Below are 20,027 nucleotides of genomic sequence, written 5' to 3'. Positions count from 1 at the left end.
CATGAGTGTGGCCACCAAGACAGACAAGATCCAGCGCCTCGCGGAACTCGCCGCCACCAAGGAGACCAGCACCGGGGCCAGCCTGTGGCGGGAGGCGTTCCGGCGCCTGCGGCACAGCAAGATGGCGATCGTCGGCGCGGTCATCATCGCCCTGTTCGTCCTTCTCGCGATCATCGGGCCCTTCGTCGCCCCGTTCTCCCCGACCGCCCAGACCTGGCGCGGCGAGGTCTTCCCCAACCGGGGCGAATTCGTCGGCATGCGCGGCGAGAACTGGTTCGGGCTCGACCACCTTGGCCGCGACATGTTCTCCCGCATCCTGGTCGGCGCCCGCCAGACGCTGCTCGTCGGCGTCGTCGCCACGATGATCGGCCTGATCGTCGGCTTCGTGATCGGCGGTCTCGCCGGCGCCTTCGCCACCCTCGGCGGTGACACCGGAAAGCGCATCGACTCCGTCATCATGCGCTTCATCGACATCATGCTGGCGATGCCCTCGCTGCTGCTGGCCGTGTCCATCGCCGCCGTCATGGGCCAGTCCCTGACCACGGTGATGATCGCCGTGGGTGTGGTGCAGATCCCCATCTTCGCCCGGCTGTTGCGCGGCTCCATGCTGGCCCAGGGCAACGCGGACTACGTGCTCGCCGCCCGGTCCCTCGGGGTGCGCAAGCGGCGCATCGTCCTCTCGCAGATCGTGCCCAACTCGCTCAGCCCGGTGATCGTGCAGGCCACGCTCTCCCTGGCCACCGCGATCATCGAGGCGGCCGCCCTGTCCTACCTGGGCCTCGGCAACCCCGATCCGGCCATCCCCGAGTGGGGCGTCATGCTCACCCAGGCGCAGCGCTTCTTCGACAACGCGCCGATGATGGCGGTCTACCCCGCCGTCGGCATCATCATCACCGCCCTCGGCTTCACCCTCCTCGGCGAGGCCATGCGGGAAGCCCTCGACCCGAAGCTGAGGGGCTGAACCACCATGTCACTGCTCACTGTCGACGAACTGACCATCACCTTCGGCGGCCGCGGCCGCAAGGAGTCCCGGGCGGTCGACGGCGTCTCCTTCGAGGTCGACCAGGGCCAGGTCGTGGGGCTGGTCGGCGAGTCCGGCTGCGGCAAGTCCGTCACGTCCCTCGCCCTGATGGGACTGCTGCCGCACAAGGGCGTCACCATCGGCGGCCGTGCCGACTTCGACGGCGCGAACCTGTTCACGATGAGCCCGTCCGCCCGCCGTGACATGCGCGGCAGCGAGATGGCGATGATCTTCCAGGACCCGCTGTCCTCGCTCAACCCGGTCGTGCCGCTCGGCGTGCAGGTCACCGAGATCCTCGAGCGCCACCGCGCGATGAAGGGGCAGGCCGCACGCAAGGAGGCCGCCCACCTGCTGGACCGGGTCGGCATCCCCGACCCGACCCGGCGGCTCAAGGAGTACCCGCACCAGCTCTCCGGCGGTATGCGCCAGCGTGCGCTGATCGCCATGGCGGTGGCCTGCGCCCCCCGCATGCTCATCGCCGACGAGCCCACCACGGCCCTCGACGTGACCATCCAGGCCCAGATCCTGGAGCTGCTCAAGGAACTCGTGGACCAGGAGGGCACCGCCCTGCTGATGATCACCCACGACCTCGGTGTGGTCGCCGGTCTCTGCGACCAGGTCAACGTGCTCTACGCCGGCAAGGTCGTGGAGTCCGCCGGGCGCCGCGAGCTCTTCGGCCACCCGACCCACCCCTACGCGCACGGGCTGCTGGGCTCCATCCCGCGTCTGGACGCGCCCCGGGGCGAGCCCCTCCACCCGATCCGCGGCTCCATCAACGACCGCATCGCCTGGGCCGACGGCTGTGCCTTCGCGCCCCGCTGCGACCGGTACGAGATGGGCTGCCTGACCGGCACCCCGCAGCTCTCCGAACCCCGCGGGGCCGGTCACCAGGTGCGGTGCGTCAATCCCGTACTCGACGACGCGAAGGCCGAGGAGGTCACCGCATGAGCCTGCTCGAACTGGACGGCGTCAAGGTCCACTTCCCCATCAAGAAGGGTGTCCTCTTCGACCGCACGGTCGGCCACGTCTACGCCGTGGACGGGGTCTCCCTGAAGGTCGAGGCCGGCCAGACCTACGGCCTGGTCGGCGAGTCCGGCTGCGGCAAGACCACCCTCGGGCGGTCCGTGCTGCGGCTGGTGGACATCACCGAGGGGTCCGTCGTTCTCGACGGCACGGACCTGGCCAAGCTGCCCGGCGAGGAACTGCGCCGCATCCGTCGCCGGCTGCAGATGGTCTTCCAGGACCCGCTGGGTTCGCTGAACCCCCGGCAGAACATCGAGTCGATCCTGTCCGAGGGCATGATCGCCCACGGCATCGGCAAGGACCAGGAGGAGCGCCGGGAGAAGATCAAGTCGATCCTGGACAAGGTCGGCCTGCCCTCCAACGCCCTCTCCCGCTACCCGCACGAGTTCTCCGGCGGGCAGCGCCAGCGCATCGGCATCGCCCGCGCGCTGGTCCTCGAACCGGACGTGATCATCTGCGACGAGCCGGTCTCCGCGCTCGACGTGTCGGTCCAGGCCCAGGTCATCAACCTGCTGGACGAGCTCCAGGAGGAACTCGGCCTGACGTATGTGGTGATCGCCCACGACCTCGCGGTGGTCCGGCACATCTCCGACATGATCGGTGTGATGTACCTGGGCTCGCTGGTCGAGGAGGCGCCGAGCGACGCGCTCTACGCCGAGCCGAAGCACCCGTACACCAAGGCCCTGATGTCGGCGGTGCCGGTGCCGGACCCGGATGTGGAGGACCGGCGCGAGCGCATCCTGCTCACCGGTGACCTGCCCTCCCCGGCGAATCCGCCGAGCGGCTGCCGCTTCCACACCCGCTGCCCCTGGGCCCAGGCCTCGCGCTGCTCGACCGAGCGGCCCGAGCTGCGGGACATCGGCGGCGGCCACCGGGTGGCGTGCCACTACGCCGACGAGATCGCGGCCGGGACGCTGAAGCGGACCGCCGGTGAGGTCGTGTCCGCCACGCGCGAGGGTGTGGACGACGCCCCGGCGCCGGAGACCCCGGCACCGGCGAAGGTGCCGGAGCAGCCGGGCCCGCCGAAGCAGGAGCTCCTGAAGGCGGAGAAGGCGGAGAAGGCCGAGAAGAAGGCCGAGGCGACCGAGAAGAAGGCCGAGGCGACCGAGAAGAAGGCCGAGGCGACCGAGAAGAAGGCCGAGAAGGCCGAGGCGACCGACGACAAGGCCGAGAAGAAGGCGGCGCCCGCCGTGGCCGAGAAGGCGGACAAGGCAGCCGGTTAACCCGCCGAAGACAGCAAGCTCAACCCACCCCTCGCCTTGATTTGGAAGGCGAGGGGTGCTTGCTGAGTAAGAATGTACGGGTGCTCCAGCAACTGTTCAGTCCGTCCGTCCTGCATGTGCTCGACCTGATCGGCATCTTCGTCTTCGCGATCTCGGGTGCCCTGCTGGCCGTCCGCAAGAACTTCGACGTCTTCGGCATCGCCGTGCTCGCCGAGGTCACCGCCCTGGGCGGAGGGCTCTTCCGCGATCTGGTGATCGGCGCGGTACCGCCCGCCGCCTTCACGGACCTGGGCTACTTCCTCACGCCCCTGATCGCCACGGTGCTCGTGTTCTTCCTGCACCCGCACGTGGAGCGCATCCAGGCGGCCGTCAACGTCTTCGACGCGGCCGGTCTCGGCCTCTTCTGCGTCGTCGGGACCACCAAGGCGTACGACTTCGGCCTCGGGCTGACCGCCTCCGCCTGTCTGGGTCTGGCCACCGCGGTCGGCGGCGGTGTGCTGCGCGACGTGCTCGCCAACGAGGTGCCCTCACTGCTGCGCTGGGACCGCGATCTGTACGCGGTGCCGGCCATCGTGGGCGCCACGATGGTCGCGCTGTGCATCCGCTACGACGCGCTGAACCCGGTGACCAGCTCCTCCGCCGCCGTCACGGCCTTCGTGCTGCGGCTGCTCGCGATGCGCTACCACTGGCGGGCGCCCCGCGCGTGGCACCGCCGGTCGACGGTCCGGGAGGAGGAGTAGGCGGTCCGACCGGGGCGGAGGGCAAAGCTACCGCTTAGTATTATCTTATTGTACTGTTCAGCCATGCCAGAAGCAGCCACCGCCCCGGCCGCCCGGGCCGTGATCGGCGCCAGCGAGTTCGACCGCGACACCGCTCTCACCCGGCGGGCTCCCGGCGTCTACGACATCGACCTCTCCGCCGGCTGGACGATCCTCAACGCCGTCAACGGCGGCTACCTGCTGGCCGTTCTGGGCCGTGCGCTCGCGGACGCCCTGCCGCACCCCGACCCGTTCACCGTCTCGGCGCACTATCTGACCGCGTCCCGGCCGGGTCCGGCGGTGGTCCGCACCGAGACCGCGCGCACCGGGCGGACGCTGTCCACCGGTCAGGCGTCCCTGTTCCAGTTCGACGAGCAGGGCGCGGAGGTGGAGCGCATCCGCGTGCTCGCCTCCTACGGCGACCTGGACTCGCTCCCCGCCGACGTGCGGACGACGGCCGGGCCGCCCGCGATCCCGCCGATGGAGCAGTGCTTCGGCCCCGCGGACGGACCCACGCCCATCGACGGCAGCTCCGCCATCACTGAGCGCCTGATGCTCAAGCTCGACCCCTCGACCCTCGGCTGGGCGCTCGGACAGCCCTCGGGCAAGGGGGAGATGCGTGCCTGGTTCGGCCTGGCCGACGGCCGGGACCCGGACCCGCTGGCGCTGCTGCTCGCGGTGGACGCGCTGCCGCCGACCGCCTTCGAGATGGGCCTCTCCGGCTGGGTCCCCACGGTGGAGCTGACCGTCCACGTCCGCTCCCGCCCGGCCCCGGGCCCGCTCCGCGTCTCGGTCACCACCCGCAACCTGGCCGGCGGCTTCCTGGAGGAGGACGCCGAAGTCTGGGACACCGACAACCGCCTGGTAGCCCAGTCCCGCCAACTGGCAAGAGTCCGCCTGGCGTAGCCAATCCACCCGGCGGCACGCCCAACCACCCGGGCCACGCCCATCGCGTCCGGGGGCACCCCGGGCCGGTCGGGGGTCCTATTTCGTGCGGGGCGTGCTGAGGCTGTCTGGGGGGCGGCCTGGGTTGTCGGGATGGTCGTCCAGTCTGTTAGGGGTGCCCCCGGCCCGTCGGGGGACCCGTCCCGCCCGGGGGCGCCCGGGTCCGTCGGGGTAGCCCACCCAGCCCGTCCGGCGTTTGAGGACGAGGCCCGTTCAGGGCCGATGCGGGGCCCGGGGGCAGCGCCCCCGGGGACGGGACGGGAAGGGGCGGCGGGGGCGGAAAAGGCCGGCCTCACCCACCCCGCCGATCCAGCCAGTGTTCCCGCCCGATCCCGATCAACCGCATCTGCCGAGCAGCCACCCGAGCCACCCGCTCCCGAGCCTCCCCCGTCTCGTCCCCCGACGCCTCCAGGAACAGCGACGCAGTCCCCAGCATCAGGTCCACATACAACTGCGCCAGCATCCCCACATCCTCCGCACTCCACCCCGCGGACACCGGATCCGAGGCCAGCGCCTCCCCCACCTCCACGGTGAACCGCCCCAACTGGTCGCGGATCGCTTCCCGCACCACCCGCACTCCGCCATGCCGCTCCCGCGTGACGAACCGCACGTGCGCCGGATACGCGTCCGCATGACCGGCGATCAGTTCCAGCGCCCGCGCGATGCGTTCCTCGCCGTCCCCCGTCGTCGCCACCGACGTCCGGATCATCGGGTGCAGACTGCCCAGCGCCTCCTCGACCAGCGCCACGCCCAGGTCCTCGATCGACCGGAAGTGCCGGTAGAAGGCGGTCGGCGCGATCCCCACGGCGCGGGTGACCTCACGCAGGCCCAGGCTGCTCAGGCTCTGCCCCTCGAGCAGCTTCAGCGCCGCGTCGAGCAGCGCCTGCCGGGTCTTCCGCTTCTGCGCCTGCCGGACGCCGGGAATGTGACTCATACCATGCAGTTAACAACTGTTCTCCGGAATCGCAAGGCCTGAGTCCCGTTAGGCTGGATAGTCAGTGAACAAGTGTAACCGTAAACGTTCACCGACTCTGGGGGATCCACTCATGCTGTTCCTCGTCGCCGCGCTCCTGCTGCTGGGCGTCGTCCTGGGCACCGTGGCCCACGCACCGCTGTCCTTCTCCGTGGCGGCCGGAGCCGTCATCGCCGTCTGGCTGGGCGTCTTCGCCCTGCGCGAGCACCACGGCCGCCGTCGCGGCACCTCCGCACGCTGACCACTCGGCACGCTGACCACTCGACCTGGGAGCCGATCACCATGCACCTCACCGCACCGGCCGGCCGGCGCACCGGAATCCAGGACGCCGACGGGATGGCCGTCGCGTCCTTCGTCCTGGGCCTGCTGGGCCTGCTCGTCCTCAACGTCTTCCTCGGCCCCACCGCCATCGTGCTGGCCGTCGTCGCGCTGTGGCGGGGCACGCCCCGGCGCGGCCGCGCCCTCCTCGGGCTCGGACTCGGCGTCGCCGATCTCCTCGTCCTCGCGGCGTTCATGCAGGCGGACGGCACGATCTCCTGGAGCTTCTGAGCCGCCGCGCGATCCGGCCGACCGCGGACCCGCCCCGGCGCACGGGCCCCGTAGAATCGGCCCCACCATGGCTTACCTCGACCACGCCGCGACCACCCCGATGCTTCCCGAGGCGGTCGAGGCGCTCACCGCGCACCTGGGCGTCACCGGCAACGCCTCCTCCCTCCACGCGGCCGGTCGCCGCGCCCGGCGCGTCGTGGAGGAGGCCAGGGAAACCCTCGCCGAAGCACTCGGCGCCCGCCCCAGCGAGATCGTCTTCACCTCCGGCGGCACGGAGGCCGACAACCTCGCCGTCAAAGGCCTGTACTGGTCCCGCCGCGACGCGGACCCGGCCCGCACCCGGGTCCTCGCCAGCCCGGTCGAGCACCACGCGGTCCTCGACGCCGTCCACTGGCTCGACGAGCACGAGGGCGCCACCGTCGAGTACCTGCCGGTCGACGCGTACGGCAGGGTCCACCCACAGGCCCTGCGCGAGGCCATCGCCCGCAACCCCGACGACGTCGCCCTCGCCACCGTCATGTGGGCAAACAACGAGATCGGGACCCTCCTGCCGGTCCGTGAACTCGCCGAGGTCGCCGCCGAGTTCGGCGTCCCGCTGCACTCCGACGCGGTCCAGGCCTTCGGCCAGATCCCGGTGGACTTCGCCGCGTCCGGGCTCGCCGCGATGGCCGTCTCCGGCCACAAGATCGGCGGCCCGTACGGCATCGGCGCGCTGGTCCTGGGCCGCGAGCACACCCCCGTACCCGTGCTGCACGGCGGCGGTCAGGAGCGTCATGTCCGCTCCGGCACCCTCGACGTCCCCGCCATCGCCTCCTTCGCGGCGGCGGGACGGCTCGCCGCCGAACAGCAGGAGTGGTTCGCCCGCGAGATCGGCCGGTTGCGCGACGCGCTGGTCGCCGCGGTCCTCGACGCCGTCCCGGACGCCGTCCTCGGCGGCGACCCCGACCCCGGCGGGCGGCTTCCGGCCAACGCCCACTTCACGTTCCCCGGCTGCGAGGGGGACTCCCTGCTGCTGCTCCTCGACGCCCAGGGCATCGAGTGCTCCACCGGCTCCGCCTGCACCGCCGGCGTCGCCCAGCCCAGCCACGTCCTCCTGGCCACCGGCACGGACCCCGACCTGGCCCGCGGCACCCTCCGCTTCTCCCTGGGGCACACCTCCACCGAGGCGGACATCGAGGCCCTGGCCAAGGCCATCGGCCCCGCGGTCGAACGCGCCCGCGCGGCAGGCCTGACGTAGACGGCCGAGTGCGCGTCGGGGAAGGAAGCATGCAGCAGCACCGTTACACGCTCGACCGCTGGGAGGACCGCTCCGGGCACCGGGCGGCCTGGACCTTCGGCTACCGCGGCACGGCGGGGGAGTTCGGGCGGGTCGAACTGACCTATCCGGCGAAGCGGCACGGCGACCGCTACACCACCCAGGTCAGCGGCGACACCGTCCCCGCGACCGGCTTCAGCGGCTGGGCCCGCGGCCGCAAACCCTCCCTGCACCTGGCGCAGCTCGTCGTCGGCGGGGCCGGGATCCGCGTCAAGCGCAACCGCTGGGCACAGACCAGGGCCGGACGGGCTCTGCGCATGCGGGTCGACGGACGGGAGTACCGCTATCTCGCCACCAGCCGGCGCCACCGCGACCGCGCCCTGATCCGCGGCGGTGTCGAGATACGGACCGGCCGCCAGGGCAGCGGCGCAGACAAGAAAGCCGTCCTCACCGTCTCCGGTCCGGCCGACGCCACGGACCTGGCGCTGGCCGTCGTGATGGTCGGGGTCAACACCCGCAACCTCACCCGGGGTGGTGCCGTCCGCGCCTTCTTCGGCAGGTCGCCGGACTGGCTGGAGATCTTCCAGTGACGGACTTGCGCCCGCGGACTCCGGGGGACCCGGCGGTCGTGTCCGCTCAGGCGCCCGACGTGGCCTTCGAGGTGTTCCCCGAGGTGCCGGCGCGGCGGACCAGCTCGAGGTAGCGGTCCCAGTCCCAGTGGGGGCCCGGGTCCGTGTGGTCCGTGCCCGGGACCTCGACATGGCCGATGATGTGCTTCCGGTCGACCGGGATGCCGTAGCGGGCGCATATGCGCGCCGTGACGCGGGCCGAGGACTCGTACATCTCGTCGGTGAAGTCCTCCGGCCGGTCCACGAACCCCGCGTGCTCGATGCCGATACTGCGCTCGTTGTAGTCGCGGTTCCCCGCGTGGTACGCCACGTCCAGCTCGCGGATCATCTGGGTGACCCGGCCGTCCTGGCCGACGATGTAGTGCGCCGACGCCTTGTGACCCGGGTCCTGGAACGCGCTCACCGCGCTGTCGAAACTGCCCTGGGTGACATGGACGATCACCATGTCGATGCGGAAGTCGTCCGGCCGGTCCGCGCTGCGCCAGTTGGCGTCCGAGGCCGCCACCCAGCGGGCCCCCGCGTAGTCCACCGCGCCCTGCTCGCGTGACTTCTCCACACCGGGCAGACGCCACCACAGGCGCGCCAACTGGTCCCGCGCCAGTACCGCGGTGCCCACACCGGCCGCCGCCCCGCCCACGATCAGGGCACGCCGGCCTATGCGTCGGTCCCCGTCCTCGGACTCCTTGCTCTCTCCGTGCTCTCCCATATTCCTGTAAACGGGTTCTCGGCGGCCGGGGTTCCACCGCACCCGTACCCTGGAGGGGTTATGACTGACACCCCGCAGCCCTTCCGCCCCCTCCGCGTCCTGGCCGCCATGTCCGGCGGCGTCGACTCCGCCGTCGCCGCCGCCCGCGCGGCCGAAGCGGGCCACGACGTGACCGGCGTCCACCTCGCCCTGTCCGCGAACCCCCAGTCGTTCCGTACCGGCGCGCGGGGCTGTTGCACCATCGAGGACTCGCGCGACGCCCGCCGCGCCGCCGACGTCATCGGCATCCCCTTCTACGTCTGGGACCTCGCCGACCGCTTCCGCGAGGACGTCGTGGAGGACTTCGTCGCCGAGTACGAGGCGGGCCGCACCCCCAACCCCTGCCTGCGCTGCAACGAGAAGATCAAGTTCGCCGCGCTCCTGGACAAGGCGCTCGCGCTCGGCTTCGACGCGGTCTGCACCGGCCACTACGCCAAGGTGATCCTCCGCGCGGACGGCACCCGCGAGCTGCACCGCGCCTCCGACATGGCCAAGGACCAGTCGTACGTGCTCGGCGTGCTCGACGACCGCCAGCTCGCCCACGCCATGTTCCCGCTGGGCGACACGGTCACCACCAAGGAGGAGATCCGCGCGGAGGCCGAGCGGCGCGGACTGGCCGTGGCCAAGAAGCCCGACTCGCACGACATCTGCTTCATCGCCGACGGCGACACCCAGGGCTTCCTCGCGAACCGTCTCGGCAGGGCCGAGGGCGACATCGTCGACGAGTCCGGCACCAAGGTCGGCACCCACGAGGGCGCGTACGGCTTCACCATCGGCCAGCGCAAGGGCCTGCGGATCGGCACCCCCGCCCCCGACGGCAAGCCCCGCTACGTCCTCGACATCTCCCCGGTGGACAACACGGTCACGGTCGGCCCCGCGGCGGCCCTGGACGTCACGGCCCTGTCCGCGATCAAGCCCCGCTGGTGCGGCGCCGCCCCGTCCGGACCCGGCACCTACACCGCCCAGCTGCGCGCCCACGGCGGCGAGACCGAGGTGACCGCGGAACTCGTCGACGGGGAGCTGCGGGTCCGCTTCACCGAGCCCGTGCGCGGCGTCGCCCCCGGCCAGGCGATCGTGCTGTACGACGGCACCCGCGTGGTCGGCTCGGCGACGATCGCGTCGACGGTGCGGGCCACGGCGGACGTGGCCTGAGCGCTCCCGGCCCCCGGGCCGCGTGCCCGGGGCGGCCCGGCGCTCACCGTGCGAAGAACTCCGCGAGGACCGGCGCCAGGACGTCCGGCTCGACCATGTGGGTCTGGCCCTCCAGGGTGCGGTACGTGCCCCGGGGGACCGACTCGGCGATCGCCCGCGCGGCCTCGCGCATCCACGCGGGGCTCGCGTCCCCCGCGATCGACAGCACCGGCACACGGATCGACGACAGCAGCTCGCGCGGCACGCTTCCGTCGCCCATCACGGCGTCGTCGTGGGCGAGGCTCGGCGCCATCGACTCCATCCCGGCCCACATCGGGGACTGCCGCGCGCCCTGGATGACCCCTTCGTCCAGTCCGGTCAGCCGCAGGAACAGCTCCACCGCGTCCCCGCGCCGCCCCTCCGCGAGCGCCGCCGCCAGCTGTTCGGTGTACCGGGCGCGCTCCGCGAGATCCTCGTCCGACATCGCGTACGGCGTCTCGTAGACGGCGACATGACGCACCGGCAGCCCGCTCGCCGCGGCCCGGAGCGCCAGCGCGCCGCCCGAGGAGACGCCGTACAGCGCCGCCTCGCCGCCCATCGCCTCGATCAGCGCCGCCAGGTCCTCGACCTCGCGTTCGACCGCGTACGGCGCCGTGTCGCCGCTCGCGCCGCGGCCCCGGCGGTCGTAGACGACCACCCGGAACCGCTCCGACAGGGGCGCCGCCAGTGGTGCCACCGTGGCGCCCGTCGACATCGCCCCGCTGACGAGGACGATCGTGGAACCCCGCCCGGCGCTCTCGTACGCCAGGGACGTTCCGTCGCGCGAAGTGATGTTCTTGTCCATGTCACACCAGACTGCCGCACGGCACGGACATCGTCGGGGAGGCGGGCGGGCGCGTCCGCCGATCGCAACCCGTCCACGCCATCAGCTCACGTCCACCTCGTAGAAGCACAGGTGGCCCTTGATCGGGGCGGCCGCGTCCACGTTCGGCTCCTGATACGCCCAGACCAGATCCTCGGCGTCCGGCAGCGACCAGTAGGAGGCCTCCCCCTTGAACGGGCAGCGCGTCCGTGTCTCCGACGGCGTCAGCAGGTCGAGACGTACGTCCTCCGGCGGAATGTAGTACCGAGGGGGACAGCCCCTCTCGTGCAGCACCAGCGCGCGGTCGCTCTCCGCCAGGACCTGCCCGCCGTGCACCACGCGCACGTGCCGCTCACTGGGTTCGATGGTCATGTGATCACGTAGGGTCACGATCGCTCCTTCGGGTAGCCGACTCGGCGGTTACAGCGCACGCTGTAGCGGAGTTCTTCCCGAGGAGGCGCCATGGGAGCAAAGGACACCCGCAGGAACCGGGGGACCCTCGCCCACCGCGCCCGCTATGCCCTGGGGCATCCTGGCCGCGTCCCCGCCCACGCGCGGCGCGCCCTGCGCGACGCCTGGCTGCGGCTGCGGTACCGCGACCACATCGCCTACTACCGCGCGGTGATGGCCTCCGACGCCGCCCGCAGCGCCGAGGCGGCGGTCGGCCACAATCCCTCGCGCGAGCAGTGGGCGCGCATCGGCCGGATGCAGTTCGACTACCTGGTGCGCCACGGCCTCCGGCCGCACCACCGGATGCTGGAGATCGGCTGCGGCAACCTCCGCGCGGGCCGGCTCTTCATCGACCACCTCGAACCCGGCCACTACTACGGCATCGACATCTCGCCGCACATCCTGCTCGCCGCCCAGGACACCCTCGTCCGCGAGGGGCTCCAGGCCAAGCTGCCCCACCTCACCCTCGCCGACGACCTCACCTTCGCCTTCCTGCCCGACGGCCACTTCGACGTCGTCCACGCGCACAGCGTCTTCTCGCACTCGCCCCTGCACGTCATCGAGGAGTGCTTCGCGCACGTCGGCCGGGTACTGGCGCCCGGCGGGCTCTTCGACTTCACCTTCGACCGCACGGAGGGCGAGGAGCACCAGGTGCTGCACGAGGACTTCTACTACCGCACACAGACCCTGGCGGAACTGGCCGCCCGGTACGGTCTGGCCGCGGAGTTCATGGCGGACTGGGAGGAACTGCCGCACCGGCAGTCCAAGATGCGGCTCACCACGATGTCCGACCGGGCCAGTACGGTGAGGCCGTGACATTTGCGTCTTCCTCTCCGCCGCCGACCTCCACGACCGCTACACGCACCCCGCGCGGGAGTTCGCCCGGCTTCTCGGCAAGGGCGGTCACACCCTGGTGTGGGGCGGCTCCGACGTCGGCCTGATGAAGGTCGTGGCCGACGGCGTGGAGGAGGCGGGCGGCCGGCTCATGGGCGTCTCGGTGCAGTTCCTCGCGGCGAAGGCACGCGCGGGCATCGACCACATGGTGATCGCCCAGGACCTCGGTGAGCGCAAGCGCCTGCTGCTGGAGAAGGCGGACGCCGTCGTCATCATGGTGGGCGGCACCGGCACCCTCGACGAGGCGACCGAGATCCTGGAGCTGAAGAAGCACGGCCGCACCGAGAAGCCCGTGGTACTGCTCAACACCGCCGGCTTCTACGACGGGCTCAAGGAACAGTTCCGCCGCATGGAGGACGAGGGGTTCCTGCCCCGCCCGCTCACCGACCTGGTGTTCTTCGCCGAGGAGCCGGTGGGCGCGCTCGCCTACCTGGAGGAGAGCCTCGGCATGGCATGAGCGCCCGGTGGTGCGAGCATGGCGGTCATGGCTACCCATGTGATCACCGGAGCGGGCTCCGGCATCGGCGCGGCCGTCGCCCGCCGCCTGCACGCGCGCGGGGACGACCTCGTGCTCCACGCGCGCGACGCGGGCCGGGCGAAGGAACTCGCGGCCGGGTTCCCCGGTGCCCGCACCCTCGTCGGCGACCTCGCCGACCCCGACCGGCTCAGCTGGGCCTTCTCCCACCAGTCGCTCCCGGACCGCGTGGACTCCCTGCTCCACATCGCCGGCGTCGTCGACCTGGGCCCCGTCGGTGAGCTCACCCCGAAGACCTGGCGGCACCAGCTCAACGTCAACCTCGTCGCGCCCGCCGAGCTCACCCGCCACTTCCTGCCCCAGCTCCGCGCGAGCCGCGGCCACGTGATCTTCGTCAACTCCGGCGCCGGCCTGAACGCCCACGCCGACTGGTCCGCCTACGCGGCCTCCAAGCACGGCCTCAAGGCCCTCGCCGACTCCCTGCGCCACGAGGAGCACGCGGCCGGCATCAGGGTCACCTCGGTCTACCCCGGCCGCACGGCCAGCCCCATGCAGGCCAAGGTCCACCAGCAGGAGGGCAAGGAGTACGACCCCGCCCGGTGGATCGACCCGGACTCGGTCGCCACGACCATCGTCACGGCCCTGGACCTCCCGAGGGACGCGGAGATCAACGACGTCACGGTGAGACCGGGACGGTAAAGCCGGCTCGTCCCGCACAACCCAGCCCGTCCGGCGTTTGAGGACGAGGCCCGAAGGGCCGAAAAGGGGGGTCCGGGGGCTTGCCCCGGGGGACGATGGGGGTACCTCCCGCTCGAGCGAAGCCGAGAGTGGGGGAGGGAAGGGGCGGCGGGGGCGAAAACCCCCGCCCACCCACTGCGTACGCTTCCCCTGTGAACGCCAACCACCGTTTCGGCCCCGCCACCGGCATCGGCTCCCTCCCCGGCACCGACGCCCGGGAAGCCGCGAAAACCGTCACCGGCAGCTTCGAGGACTTCCCCCACCTCCCCGAACTCCCCGCCCGCGGCCCCGGCGCGGACATGATCGGCCGAACCGCCGGGATGCTCGTGGAGCTGTACGCCCGCGTCGAGCCCAGCGGCTGGCGCCTCGGCGACCGCCCGGGCCGCGACACCAGGCGCGCCCGCTCCTGGCTCGGCGAGGACCTCGACGCCCTGGAGGAGTTCACACAGGAGTACCAGGGCCCGCTGAAGGTCCAGGCCGTCGGCCCGTGGACGCTCGCCGCGGCCCTGGAACTGAGGAACGGCGAGGCCGCCCTCTCCGACCCCGGCGCCTGCCGCGACCTCGCCGCCTCCCTCACCGAAGGACTCCGCCTCCACCTCGACGAGGTGCGGCGGCGGGTGCCCGGCGCGCAGCTCGTCCTCCAGCTCGACGAACCGTCCCTCACCGCCGTACTGCGCGGACAGGTGAGGACCGCGAGCGGCTACCGCACCCATCGCGCGGTGGACCGGCAGACCGTGGAGGCCACACTGCGGGACGTCGTCGGGGTTCACGGCGACGGGCCCGTCGTGGTCCACTCGTGCGCACCGGACGTCCCGTTCGCCCTGCTGCGCCGGGCGGGCGTGGCGGGCATCTCCTTCGACTTCTCCCTCCTCACCGAGCGTGACGACGAGACGATCGGGGAAGCGGTGGAGGGCGGGACCCGGCTGCTCGCCGGTGTCGTCCCGGGCACGGACGGCCCGTTGTCAGACCCGGGCGGTAGCGTCATGGGTGTCAGGACGCTGTGGCGCAGGCTGGGGCTGCGGCCGGGGCTTCTCCCGGAGGCGGTCACGCTCACCCCGGCGTGTGGGCTCGCAGGGGCTTCCCCCGCGTACGCGCGCACGGCCTACGCCCACTGCGTCCGGGCGGCGAGATCGCTCGCGGACAACCCAGAGTAACGGGAGGACACACGGTGGCCGGCGACAAGCAAGCGGAGACGACGAGCGTGCCAGCCGAGGCGCGGGAGAAGCACGCCAGGCTCGCTGAGCAGATCGAGGAGCACCGCTTCCGGTACTACGTGAACGACGCCCCCGTCATCAGCGACGCCGAATTCGACCGGCTGCTGCGCGAACTGGAGGAGCTGGAGGAGGAGCATCCGGAGCTGCGCACCCCGGACTCGCCGACCCAGAAGGTCGCCGGGGCCTACGAGACGGAGTTCACCTCCGTGCAGCACGTCTCGCGCATGCTCTCCCTGGACAACACGTTCAACGACGAGGACCTCGCCGCCTGGGCCGAGCGCATCCACAAGGAGCTGGGGGAGCAGAAGTTCCACTTCCTGTGCGAGCTGAAGGTCGACGGCCTCGCCGTCAACCTGACCTACGAGCGGGGGCGGCTGGTCCGCGCGGCCACCCGCGGCGACGGGCGCACCGGCGAGGACATCACGCCCAACGTGCGCACCATCGCGGAGATCCCGGACCGGCTGAAGGGCGACAAGGTGCCGGACCTGGTGGAGATCCGGGGGGAGGTGTACTTCCCGATGGAGAAGTTCCAGGAGCTCAACGCGCGGCTGAACGCGGCGGGCGAGAAGCCGTTCGCCAACCCGCGCAACGCGGCGGCAGGTTCGCTGCGCCAGAAGGACCCGCGGGTCACCGCGACCCGCCCGCTGCACATGGTGGTGCACGGCATCGGCGTCCTGGAGGGCTACAAGGGCCTGACCCGCCTCTCCCAGGGCTACGAGCTGCTCAAGGCCTGGGGCCTGCCCACCTCGGAGCACAACAGGGTCGTCGACGACCTCGCCGGCGTACGGGAGTTCATCGCCTACTACGGCGAGCACCGGCACTCCGTGGACCACGAGATCGACGGCGTCGTCGTCAAGCTCGACGAGATCCCGCTGCAGGGGCGCCTCGGCAGCACCTCGCGCTCCCCGCGCTGGGCCATCGCGTACAAGTACGCGCCGGAGGAGGTCAACACCAAGCTGATCGACATCCGGGTGGGCGTGGGCCGCACCGGCCGCGTCACGCCGTACGCGCAGGTGGAGCCGGTGACCGTGGCGGGCTCCGAGGTCGAGTTCGCCACCCTGCACAACCAGGACGTCGTCAAGGCCAAGGGCGTGCTCATCGGGGACACGGTGGTGCTGCGCAAGGCCGGTGACGTGATCCCGGAGATCCTCGGGCCCGTCGCCGACCTGCGGGACGGCAGCGAGCGCGAGTTCGTGATGCCCTCCGAGTGCCCCGAGTGCGGTACGCCGCTGAAGGCGATGAAGGAGGGCGACGTCGACCTGCGGTGCCCCAACGCCCGCACCTGTCCCGCCCAGTTGCGGGAGCGGCTGTTCTATCTCGCCGGGCGCAAGGCGCTGGACATCGAGCACTTCGGCTATGTCGCCGCGGCGGCGCTGACCAAGCCGCTGGAGCCCGAGGAGCCGCCGCTGAAGGACGAGGGCGACCTCTTCGACCTCACCGTCGAGCAGCTGCTGCCCATCAAGGCGTACGTCCTCGACCAGGACAGCGGGCTGCCCAAGCGGGACCCGAAGACCGGCGAGGAGAAGATCGTCACGGTCTTCGCCAACCAGGAGGGCGAGCCGAAGAAGAACACGGTCGCGATGCTGGCGAACATCGCCGCGGCCAAGGATCGTCCGCTGGCCCGGGTGCTGACCAGCCTGTCGATCCGTCATGTCGGTCCGGTCGCGGCCGAGGCGCTGGCCCGTGAGTTCCGCTCCATCGACCGCATCGAGCAGGCCTCCGAGGAGGAACTGGCGGCCACCGAGGGGGTCGGTCCGACCATCGCCGCCTCGCTCAAGCAGTGGTTCGCCGAGGACTGGCACCGCGAGATCATCCGGAAGTGGAAAGCGGCGGGTGTGCGCATGGAGGACGAGCGGTCGGGGGAGGACGAGGGGCCGCGTCCGCTGGAAGGGATCACCGTCGTGGTGACCGGAACCCTGGACGACTTCACCCGCGATGGCGCGAAAGAGGCACTCCAGAACCAGGGCGCGAAGGTGACCGGATCCGTCTCCAAGAAGACGTCGTTCGTCGTGGTGGGTGACAATCCCGGGTCAAAGTATGACAAGGCGATGCAGTTGAAGGTTCCGGTTCTGAACGAAGAGGGTTTCAAAGTCCTTCTCGAGCAGGGCCCGGAGGCCGCGGCCGAGGTCGCTCTTTCGGCCGAGGAGTAACGGTTGAACCCCACCCGATCGGCGCATACCAGATGCATACGGGTGGCTGGGGCGCATTCGGGCAACCGTCGGCGACCGGTGCCCGTGAAAGCCTTCCGCGGCCTACTGTTGAGATGTGCGCCTGCCGTGCCCAGTTGCGGTCGGGGCAACCCCGTACCCGTGAAGGGTCCGGGGAGGGGCTTTCCACCGCGGAGCCGCTGAGGGTTGTCGGGCATCGGGCCGCGTGGCGTGGGCACCGCCGGCTGTGAGAGGGACGGGAATGGAACCGACCGAGAGCGCCGCCCCGGGCTCACGGCTGCGCCTGCGCCGTATGGCGGTCGCGTGGCGACGTGGCCGGCGGAACGGGCGGCCCGCGGGGCAGCCGGGCGCGCAGGGGCGCACCGCAGCGGGCGCCGCGGACGCGCGCGGCGCGGGACGGGCGGGCGTCGGCGGGCCGTCGGGGGGCGAGCCGGTGCGGGCGGTGACTTCGGGTGCCGGGCAGGGCGGTTCCGGGTTTCCGGGTGCGGGGCAGGCGGGTTCCAGGCTGTCGCGTTCCGGGCTGTCGGGTCTGCGGCAGGCGGGCTCCGCGGGCGGGCCCGGGGGGCCCGAGGCGGAGAGCGAACGGCACCCGTCCTGGCCCGCGTTGCCCACCGCCGTCGTCGCCGCGGCCGGGTTCGTGCTGGGCGCGGGGTTCCTGCGGGCGTTCACCGGAGGGCACGCGCTCTTCCCGTCCGGGACCGTCGGCTGGTCCCTGGCCGTGCTGACCGGCATCATCGTCGGGCATCTGGTGATGCTCGGGCGGTCGCGCTGGTGGGGCGGCACCGGTTCGGGCGCCGCCCTCACCCTGGCCGTGCTGCTGATGTACGGCTGGGTCGCGGCCGGAATGGTCAGCCTCACCGTCGTCGTGCTGGTCGGCATCGCCCGGCGCGGCCGCTGGCGGCAGGGCGTGCTGCACGGCGCGGTGGATCTGCTCGGCATCGGCGCCGGGGCGCTGGTGCTGGCCGCGTTCGGCTCCGTGCCGTCCGTCGAGTCGCCGTCGACTCCGGACACCTGGACCTTCTACACCGGCCCCGGGGTGGTGCTCGTCGCCACCGTCTATCTCGCGGTCACCCGCGCGCTCCTGTGGTACCTGCAGACCCCGCGCGAGGGGCTGCCCACCGTCGCCCGAACCGCCCTGGTGCGGCAGGGGCTGGTCGCCGTCGCCCTGCTCGGCATAACGCCGCTGGTGTGTGTCGTCGCCGACGCCAAGCCGCTGCTGCTGCCGCTGTTCTCCATCCCGTTGATCGCCCTCGACTCCACACTGTGGATAGCCCGCGCGCGGGCCGAGGAGCAGCTGCGCGACCCGCTGACCGGGCTGCCCAACCGGCAGTGGCTGCTGGAGCGGATCTGGACGGCGCTGGACGACGCGGAGCGGATCGGTGCGCGCGCCGCTCTGATGCTGATCGATCTGGACCGGTTCCGGTCGGTCAACGACACGCTCGGACACCGTGCCGGTGACCGGCTGCTGTTGCAGATCGCCGACCGGCTGAGAGCCGCGCTGCCCCGCGGGGCGGAGGCCGCGCGGCTCGGCGGTGACGAGTTCGCCGTCTTACTGCCCGTCGCCGACTCCACGACCTCCGCGACCCGCGCCGCCCGCGGCCTCGTCGCGGCCCTCAGCTCCCCGCTCGACCTCGACGGACTCACCCTGGTTCTGGAGGCGAGCGCGGGAGTCGCCGTGTTCCCGGACCACGCGGTGGACGCCGAGGGGCTGCTGCGGCGGGCGGACGTCGCGATGTACCAGGCCAAGCGGGACCGTACGGGGGTCGAGGCGTACGAGTCCAAGCGCGACTCCAACACCCCCGACCGGCTCGGGCTGCTGGGCGATCTGCGCAGGGCGCTGGACGCGCACGAGGTGGAGCTGCACTACCAGCCCAAGGTCCGCTTCGACGGGCAGGTCGCCGGGCTGGAGGCGCTGGTGCGGTGGGTGCATCCGGAGCGGGGCAAGGTGCCGCCGGACGAGTTCATAGCGATCGCGGAGTCGTCCGGGCTGATGCCGCACCTCACGGAGTACGTGCTGGAGACCGCGCTCGGGCAGGTCGCCGAGTGGCGGTCGCAGGGGTTGTTCGTGCCGGTCGCGGTCAATGTCTCGCCGCGCGATGTGCACACGCCCGGGTTCGCCGGGTCCGTGGCAGCGCGGCTGGCGCGGCACGGCGTTCCCGCGGGAGCGCTCCAACTGGAGATCACCGAGCATGTGCTGCTGGAGGACCCGCAGCGTGCGGCGGACACGCTGAACGCGCTGACGGGGCACGGGGTGAAGATGTCCCTGGACGACTTCGGGACGGGGTACTCGTCGTTGGTGCATCTGCGGCGGCTGCCGGTGAGCGAGCTGAAGATCGACCGGTCGTTCGTGGCGCGGCTGGCGGTGGACAACGAGGACGCCGAAATCGTGCGCTGCACGGTGGATCTGGCGCACTCGCTCGGGCTGCTGGTGGTGGCGGAGGGCGTCGAGGACGACGAGACCTGGGAGCGGTTGCGGGATCTGCGGTGCGACGCGGTGCAGGGGTGGCTGGTCGCCGCGGCGATGCCGCCGGACGAGACGACGGCGTGGCTGCTGGCCCGGGGGTCCCGGGGGTGGCAGCGGCCGGCGGCTGCCCTTCCGGCGGCCACGACCACGGGCGAGGACTGACTGGGCCCTCCTGCCTGCGGCGCCTGTGCTCCTCCGGTGGGGGTGCGCGTAGCGGCGGTGGGTGGGGGTGCGGGCCGGGACGGGGGTGTACGTCCTCGGACCGGCGCGATTGAGTTTGTCGGTCGAGTGCTCGGTGCGGACGCGCCAGTCGCTGCGGGCGCACACCCCCGTCCCGGCCCCTCCTCGCCGTCGGCGGCTGATCGGATCCTTCGGTCGTAGGTGGGGAGTCGCAGGGGGGAGGGTGAGGGCGCTGTACTCGGCGTGCGACGGCGTGAGGCGAACGGGTTTCACGGGCAGGGGGCGGTGCCCCATAGGATTGGAGCCAAAACACTCACACTCACCCCAGAG

At 71.9% G+C, this 20,027-nt stretch carries 20 protein-coding genes; 16 read left to right on the top strand and 4 right to left on the bottom strand.

Translation table 11 applies throughout. The annotated features are described in order from the left end of the window. Window position 1: 1 nt before the first annotated feature. The 5 genes from AC5L3C_RS10790 (at window position 2) to AC5L3C_RS10770 (ending at window position 4,931) form a co-directional block, all read left to right on the top strand. A complete protein-coding gene (locus AC5L3C_RS10790) occupies window positions 2-961 on the top strand; it encodes an ABC transporter permease (RefSeq protein WP_125504094.1) in 960 nt (319 codons plus the stop codon). A 6-nt stretch (window positions 962-967) separates the two neighbouring features. Next, on the top strand, window positions 968-1,969 hold the full coding sequence (locus AC5L3C_RS10785; RefSeq protein ID WP_493648701.1) for an ABC transporter ATP-binding protein: 1,002 nt from the start codon (window positions 968-970) through the stop codon (window positions 1,967-1,969). Continuing rightward, window positions 1,966-3,267 carry an ABC transporter ATP-binding protein gene (locus tag AC5L3C_RS10780; protein WP_493648699.1) on the top strand — a complete coding sequence of 434 codons (1,302 nt, stop codon included), beginning with the start codon at window positions 1,966-1,968 and terminating at the stop codon, window positions 3,265-3,267. The genes AC5L3C_RS10785 and AC5L3C_RS10780 overlap by 4 nt, the downstream gene beginning before the upstream one ends. Window positions 3,268-3,347: 80 nt before the next feature. Continuing rightward, entirely contained in the window at window positions 3,348-4,007 is a 660-nt protein-coding gene (locus AC5L3C_RS10775; protein WP_125510035.1) for a trimeric intracellular cation channel family protein, read from the top strand. A gap of 63 nt (window positions 4,008-4,070) precedes the next feature. Beyond that, entirely contained in the window at window positions 4,071-4,931 is an 861-nt protein-coding gene (locus AC5L3C_RS10770; RefSeq protein WP_493648697.1) for a thioesterase family protein, read from the top strand. 331 nt (window positions 4,932-5,262) lie between these two features. Here AC5L3C_RS10770 and AC5L3C_RS10765 read toward each other — a convergent pair whose 3' ends face one another. Then, window positions 5,263-5,904 (bottom strand): TetR family transcriptional regulator, encoded by a 642-nt coding sequence (locus tag AC5L3C_RS10765; RefSeq protein ID WP_493648695.1) that lies wholly within the window; start codon window positions 5,902-5,904, stop codon window positions 5,263-5,265. 112 nt (window positions 5,905-6,016) lie between these two features. On the opposite strand from AC5L3C_RS10765, the gene AC5L3C_RS10760 reads away from it, so the two are divergent. The 4 genes from AC5L3C_RS10760 to AC5L3C_RS10745 all read left to right on the top strand — a co-directional run bounded on the left by AC5L3C_RS10760 (window position 6,017) and on the right by AC5L3C_RS10745 (window position 8,337). Then, on the top strand, window positions 6,017-6,184 hold the full coding sequence (locus AC5L3C_RS10760) for a hypothetical protein (RefSeq protein WP_125504089.1): 168 nt from the start codon (window positions 6,017-6,019) through the stop codon (window positions 6,182-6,184). 41 nt (window positions 6,185-6,225) lie between these two features. Beyond that, window positions 6,226-6,492 (top strand): DUF4190 domain-containing protein, encoded by a 267-nt coding sequence (locus AC5L3C_RS10755; RefSeq protein ID WP_493648692.1) that lies wholly within the window; start codon window positions 6,226-6,228, stop codon window positions 6,490-6,492. Window positions 6,493-6,559: 67 nt separating this feature from the next. Further along, a complete protein-coding gene (locus AC5L3C_RS10750; protein WP_493648690.1) occupies window positions 6,560-7,729 on the top strand; it encodes a cysteine desulfurase family protein in 1,170 nt (389 codons plus the stop codon). A 29-nt stretch (window positions 7,730-7,758) separates the two neighbouring features. After that, complete coding sequence (locus tag AC5L3C_RS10745; RefSeq protein ID WP_493648688.1) at window positions 7,759-8,337, top strand: hypothetical protein; 579 nt, start codon at window positions 7,759-7,761, stop codon at window positions 8,335-8,337. A 46-nt stretch (window positions 8,338-8,383) separates the two neighbouring features. On the opposite strand, the gene AC5L3C_RS10740 is transcribed toward AC5L3C_RS10745, so the two are convergent. Then, window positions 8,384-9,082, bottom strand: coding sequence for an N-acetylmuramoyl-L-alanine amidase (locus tag AC5L3C_RS10740; protein ID WP_493648686.1), 699 nt, complete (start codon window positions 9,080-9,082; stop codon window positions 8,384-8,386). Between the two features lie 60 nt (window positions 9,083-9,142). Here AC5L3C_RS10740 and mnmA point away from each other — a divergent pair, with 60 nt between their 5' ends. Further along, on the top strand, window positions 9,143-10,273 hold the full coding sequence (mnmA, locus tag AC5L3C_RS10735; protein ID WP_493648684.1) for a tRNA 2-thiouridine(34) synthase MnmA: 1,131 nt from the start codon (window positions 9,143-9,145) through the stop codon (window positions 10,271-10,273). Window positions 10,274-10,316: 43 nt separating this feature from the next. On the opposite strand, the gene AC5L3C_RS10730 is transcribed toward mnmA, so the two are convergent. Together AC5L3C_RS10730 and AC5L3C_RS10725 are read right to left on the bottom strand one after the other, a co-directional pair. Further along, entirely contained in the window at window positions 10,317-11,096 is a 780-nt protein-coding gene (locus AC5L3C_RS10730) for an alpha/beta fold hydrolase (RefSeq protein WP_493648682.1), read from the bottom strand. Window positions 11,097-11,177: 81 nt separating this feature from the next. Further along, window positions 11,178-11,486: a DUF427 domain-containing protein gene (locus tag AC5L3C_RS10725; protein ID WP_493653820.1), complete on the bottom strand. Its 309-nt coding sequence runs from the start codon at window positions 11,484-11,486 to the stop codon at window positions 11,178-11,180. Between the two features lie 90 nt (window positions 11,487-11,576). Between AC5L3C_RS10725 and AC5L3C_RS10720 the strand changes: the two genes are divergently transcribed. The 6 genes from AC5L3C_RS10720 to AC5L3C_RS10695 all read left to right on the top strand — a co-directional run bounded on the left by AC5L3C_RS10720 (window position 11,577) and on the right by AC5L3C_RS10695 (window position 19,679). Next, window positions 11,577-12,380: a class I SAM-dependent methyltransferase gene (locus AC5L3C_RS10720; protein WP_493648680.1), complete on the top strand. Its 804-nt coding sequence runs from the start codon at window positions 11,577-11,579 to the stop codon at window positions 12,378-12,380. A gap of 1 nt (window position 12,381) precedes the next feature. After that, the gene (locus tag AC5L3C_RS10715; RefSeq protein WP_493653819.1) at window positions 12,382-12,915 is read left to right on the top strand and encodes an LOG family protein; all 534 of its coding nucleotides are present in this window, start codon (window positions 12,382-12,384) and stop codon (window positions 12,913-12,915) included. An 18-nt stretch (window positions 12,916-12,933) separates the two neighbouring features. Further along, on the top strand, window positions 12,934-13,632 hold the full coding sequence (locus tag AC5L3C_RS10710) for an SDR family oxidoreductase (protein ID WP_493648679.1): 699 nt from the start codon (window positions 12,934-12,936) through the stop codon (window positions 13,630-13,632). A 191-nt stretch (window positions 13,633-13,823) separates the two neighbouring features. Then, window positions 13,824-14,825: a methionine synthase gene (locus AC5L3C_RS10705; RefSeq protein WP_493648678.1), complete on the top strand. Its 1,002-nt coding sequence runs from the start codon at window positions 13,824-13,826 to the stop codon at window positions 14,823-14,825. 14 nt (window positions 14,826-14,839) lie between these two features. After that, window positions 14,840-17,035 (top strand): NAD-dependent DNA ligase LigA, encoded by a 2,196-nt coding sequence (gene ligA / locus AC5L3C_RS10700; RefSeq protein WP_493648677.1) that lies wholly within the window; start codon window positions 14,840-14,842, stop codon window positions 17,033-17,035. Between the two features lie 259 nt (window positions 17,036-17,294). After that, window positions 17,295-19,679, top strand: coding sequence for a putative bifunctional diguanylate cyclase/phosphodiesterase (locus tag AC5L3C_RS10695; RefSeq protein WP_493648675.1), 2,385 nt, complete (start codon window positions 17,295-17,297; stop codon window positions 19,677-19,679). Window positions 19,680-20,027: the final 348 nt, after the last annotated feature.

Source organism: Streptomyces speibonae (genome assembly GCF_984686075.1).
This window is presented reverse-complemented; position numbering and strand designations above follow the sequence as displayed.

What these genes read in the sequence shown, in the direction of transcription:
- AC5L3C_RS10750 (WP_493648690.1), top strand. Translation starts at nt 6,560, where the DNA reads ATGGCTTACCTCGACCACGCCGCGACCACCCCGATGCTTCCCGAGGCG.
- AC5L3C_RS10695 (WP_493648675.1), top strand. Translation starts at nt 17,295, where the DNA reads ATGGAACCGACCGAGAGCGCCGCCCCGGGCTCACGGCTGCGCCTGCGC.
- mnmA (WP_493648684.1), top strand. Translation starts at nt 9,143, where the DNA reads ATGACTGACACCCCGCAGCCCTTCCGCCCCCTCCGCGTCCTGGCCGCC.
- AC5L3C_RS10780 (WP_493648699.1), top strand. Translation starts at nt 1,966, where the DNA reads ATGAGCCTGCTCGAACTGGACGGCGTCAAGGTCCACTTCCCCATCAAG.
- AC5L3C_RS10730 (WP_493648682.1), bottom strand. Translation starts at nt 11,096, where the DNA reads ATGGACAAGAACATCACTTCGCGCGACGGAACGTCCCTGGCGTACGAG.
- AC5L3C_RS10790 (WP_125504094.1), top strand. Translation starts at nt 2, where the DNA reads ATGAGTGTGGCCACCAAGACAGACAAGATCCAGCGCCTCGCGGAACTC.
- AC5L3C_RS10755 (WP_493648692.1), top strand. Translation starts at nt 6,226, where the DNA reads ATGCACCTCACCGCACCGGCCGGCCGGCGCACCGGAATCCAGGACGCC.
- AC5L3C_RS10725 (WP_493653820.1), bottom strand. Translation starts at nt 11,486, where the DNA reads ATGACCATCGAACCCAGTGAGCGGCACGTGCGCGTGGTGCACGGCGGG.
- AC5L3C_RS10770 (WP_493648697.1), top strand. Translation starts at nt 4,071, where the DNA reads ATGCCAGAAGCAGCCACCGCCCCGGCCGCCCGGGCCGTGATCGGCGCC.
- AC5L3C_RS10720 (WP_493648680.1), top strand. Translation starts at nt 11,577, where the DNA reads ATGGGAGCAAAGGACACCCGCAGGAACCGGGGGACCCTCGCCCACCGC.
- AC5L3C_RS10760 (WP_125504089.1), top strand. Translation starts at nt 6,017, where the DNA reads ATGCTGTTCCTCGTCGCCGCGCTCCTGCTGCTGGGCGTCGTCCTGGGC.
- AC5L3C_RS10785 (WP_493648701.1), top strand. Translation starts at nt 968, where the DNA reads ATGTCACTGCTCACTGTCGACGAACTGACCATCACCTTCGGCGGCCGC.
- AC5L3C_RS10710 (WP_493648679.1), top strand. Translation starts at nt 12,934, where the DNA reads ATGGCGGTCATGGCTACCCATGTGATCACCGGAGCGGGCTCCGGCATC.
- AC5L3C_RS10765 (WP_493648695.1), bottom strand. Translation starts at nt 5,904, where the DNA reads ATGAGTCACATTCCCGGCGTCCGGCAGGCGCAGAAGCGGAAGACCCGG.
- AC5L3C_RS10740 (WP_493648686.1), bottom strand. Translation starts at nt 9,082, where the DNA reads ATGGGAGAGCACGGAGAGAGCAAGGAGTCCGAGGACGGGGACCGACGC.
- AC5L3C_RS10745 (WP_493648688.1), top strand. Translation starts at nt 7,759, where the DNA reads ATGCAGCAGCACCGTTACACGCTCGACCGCTGGGAGGACCGCTCCGGG.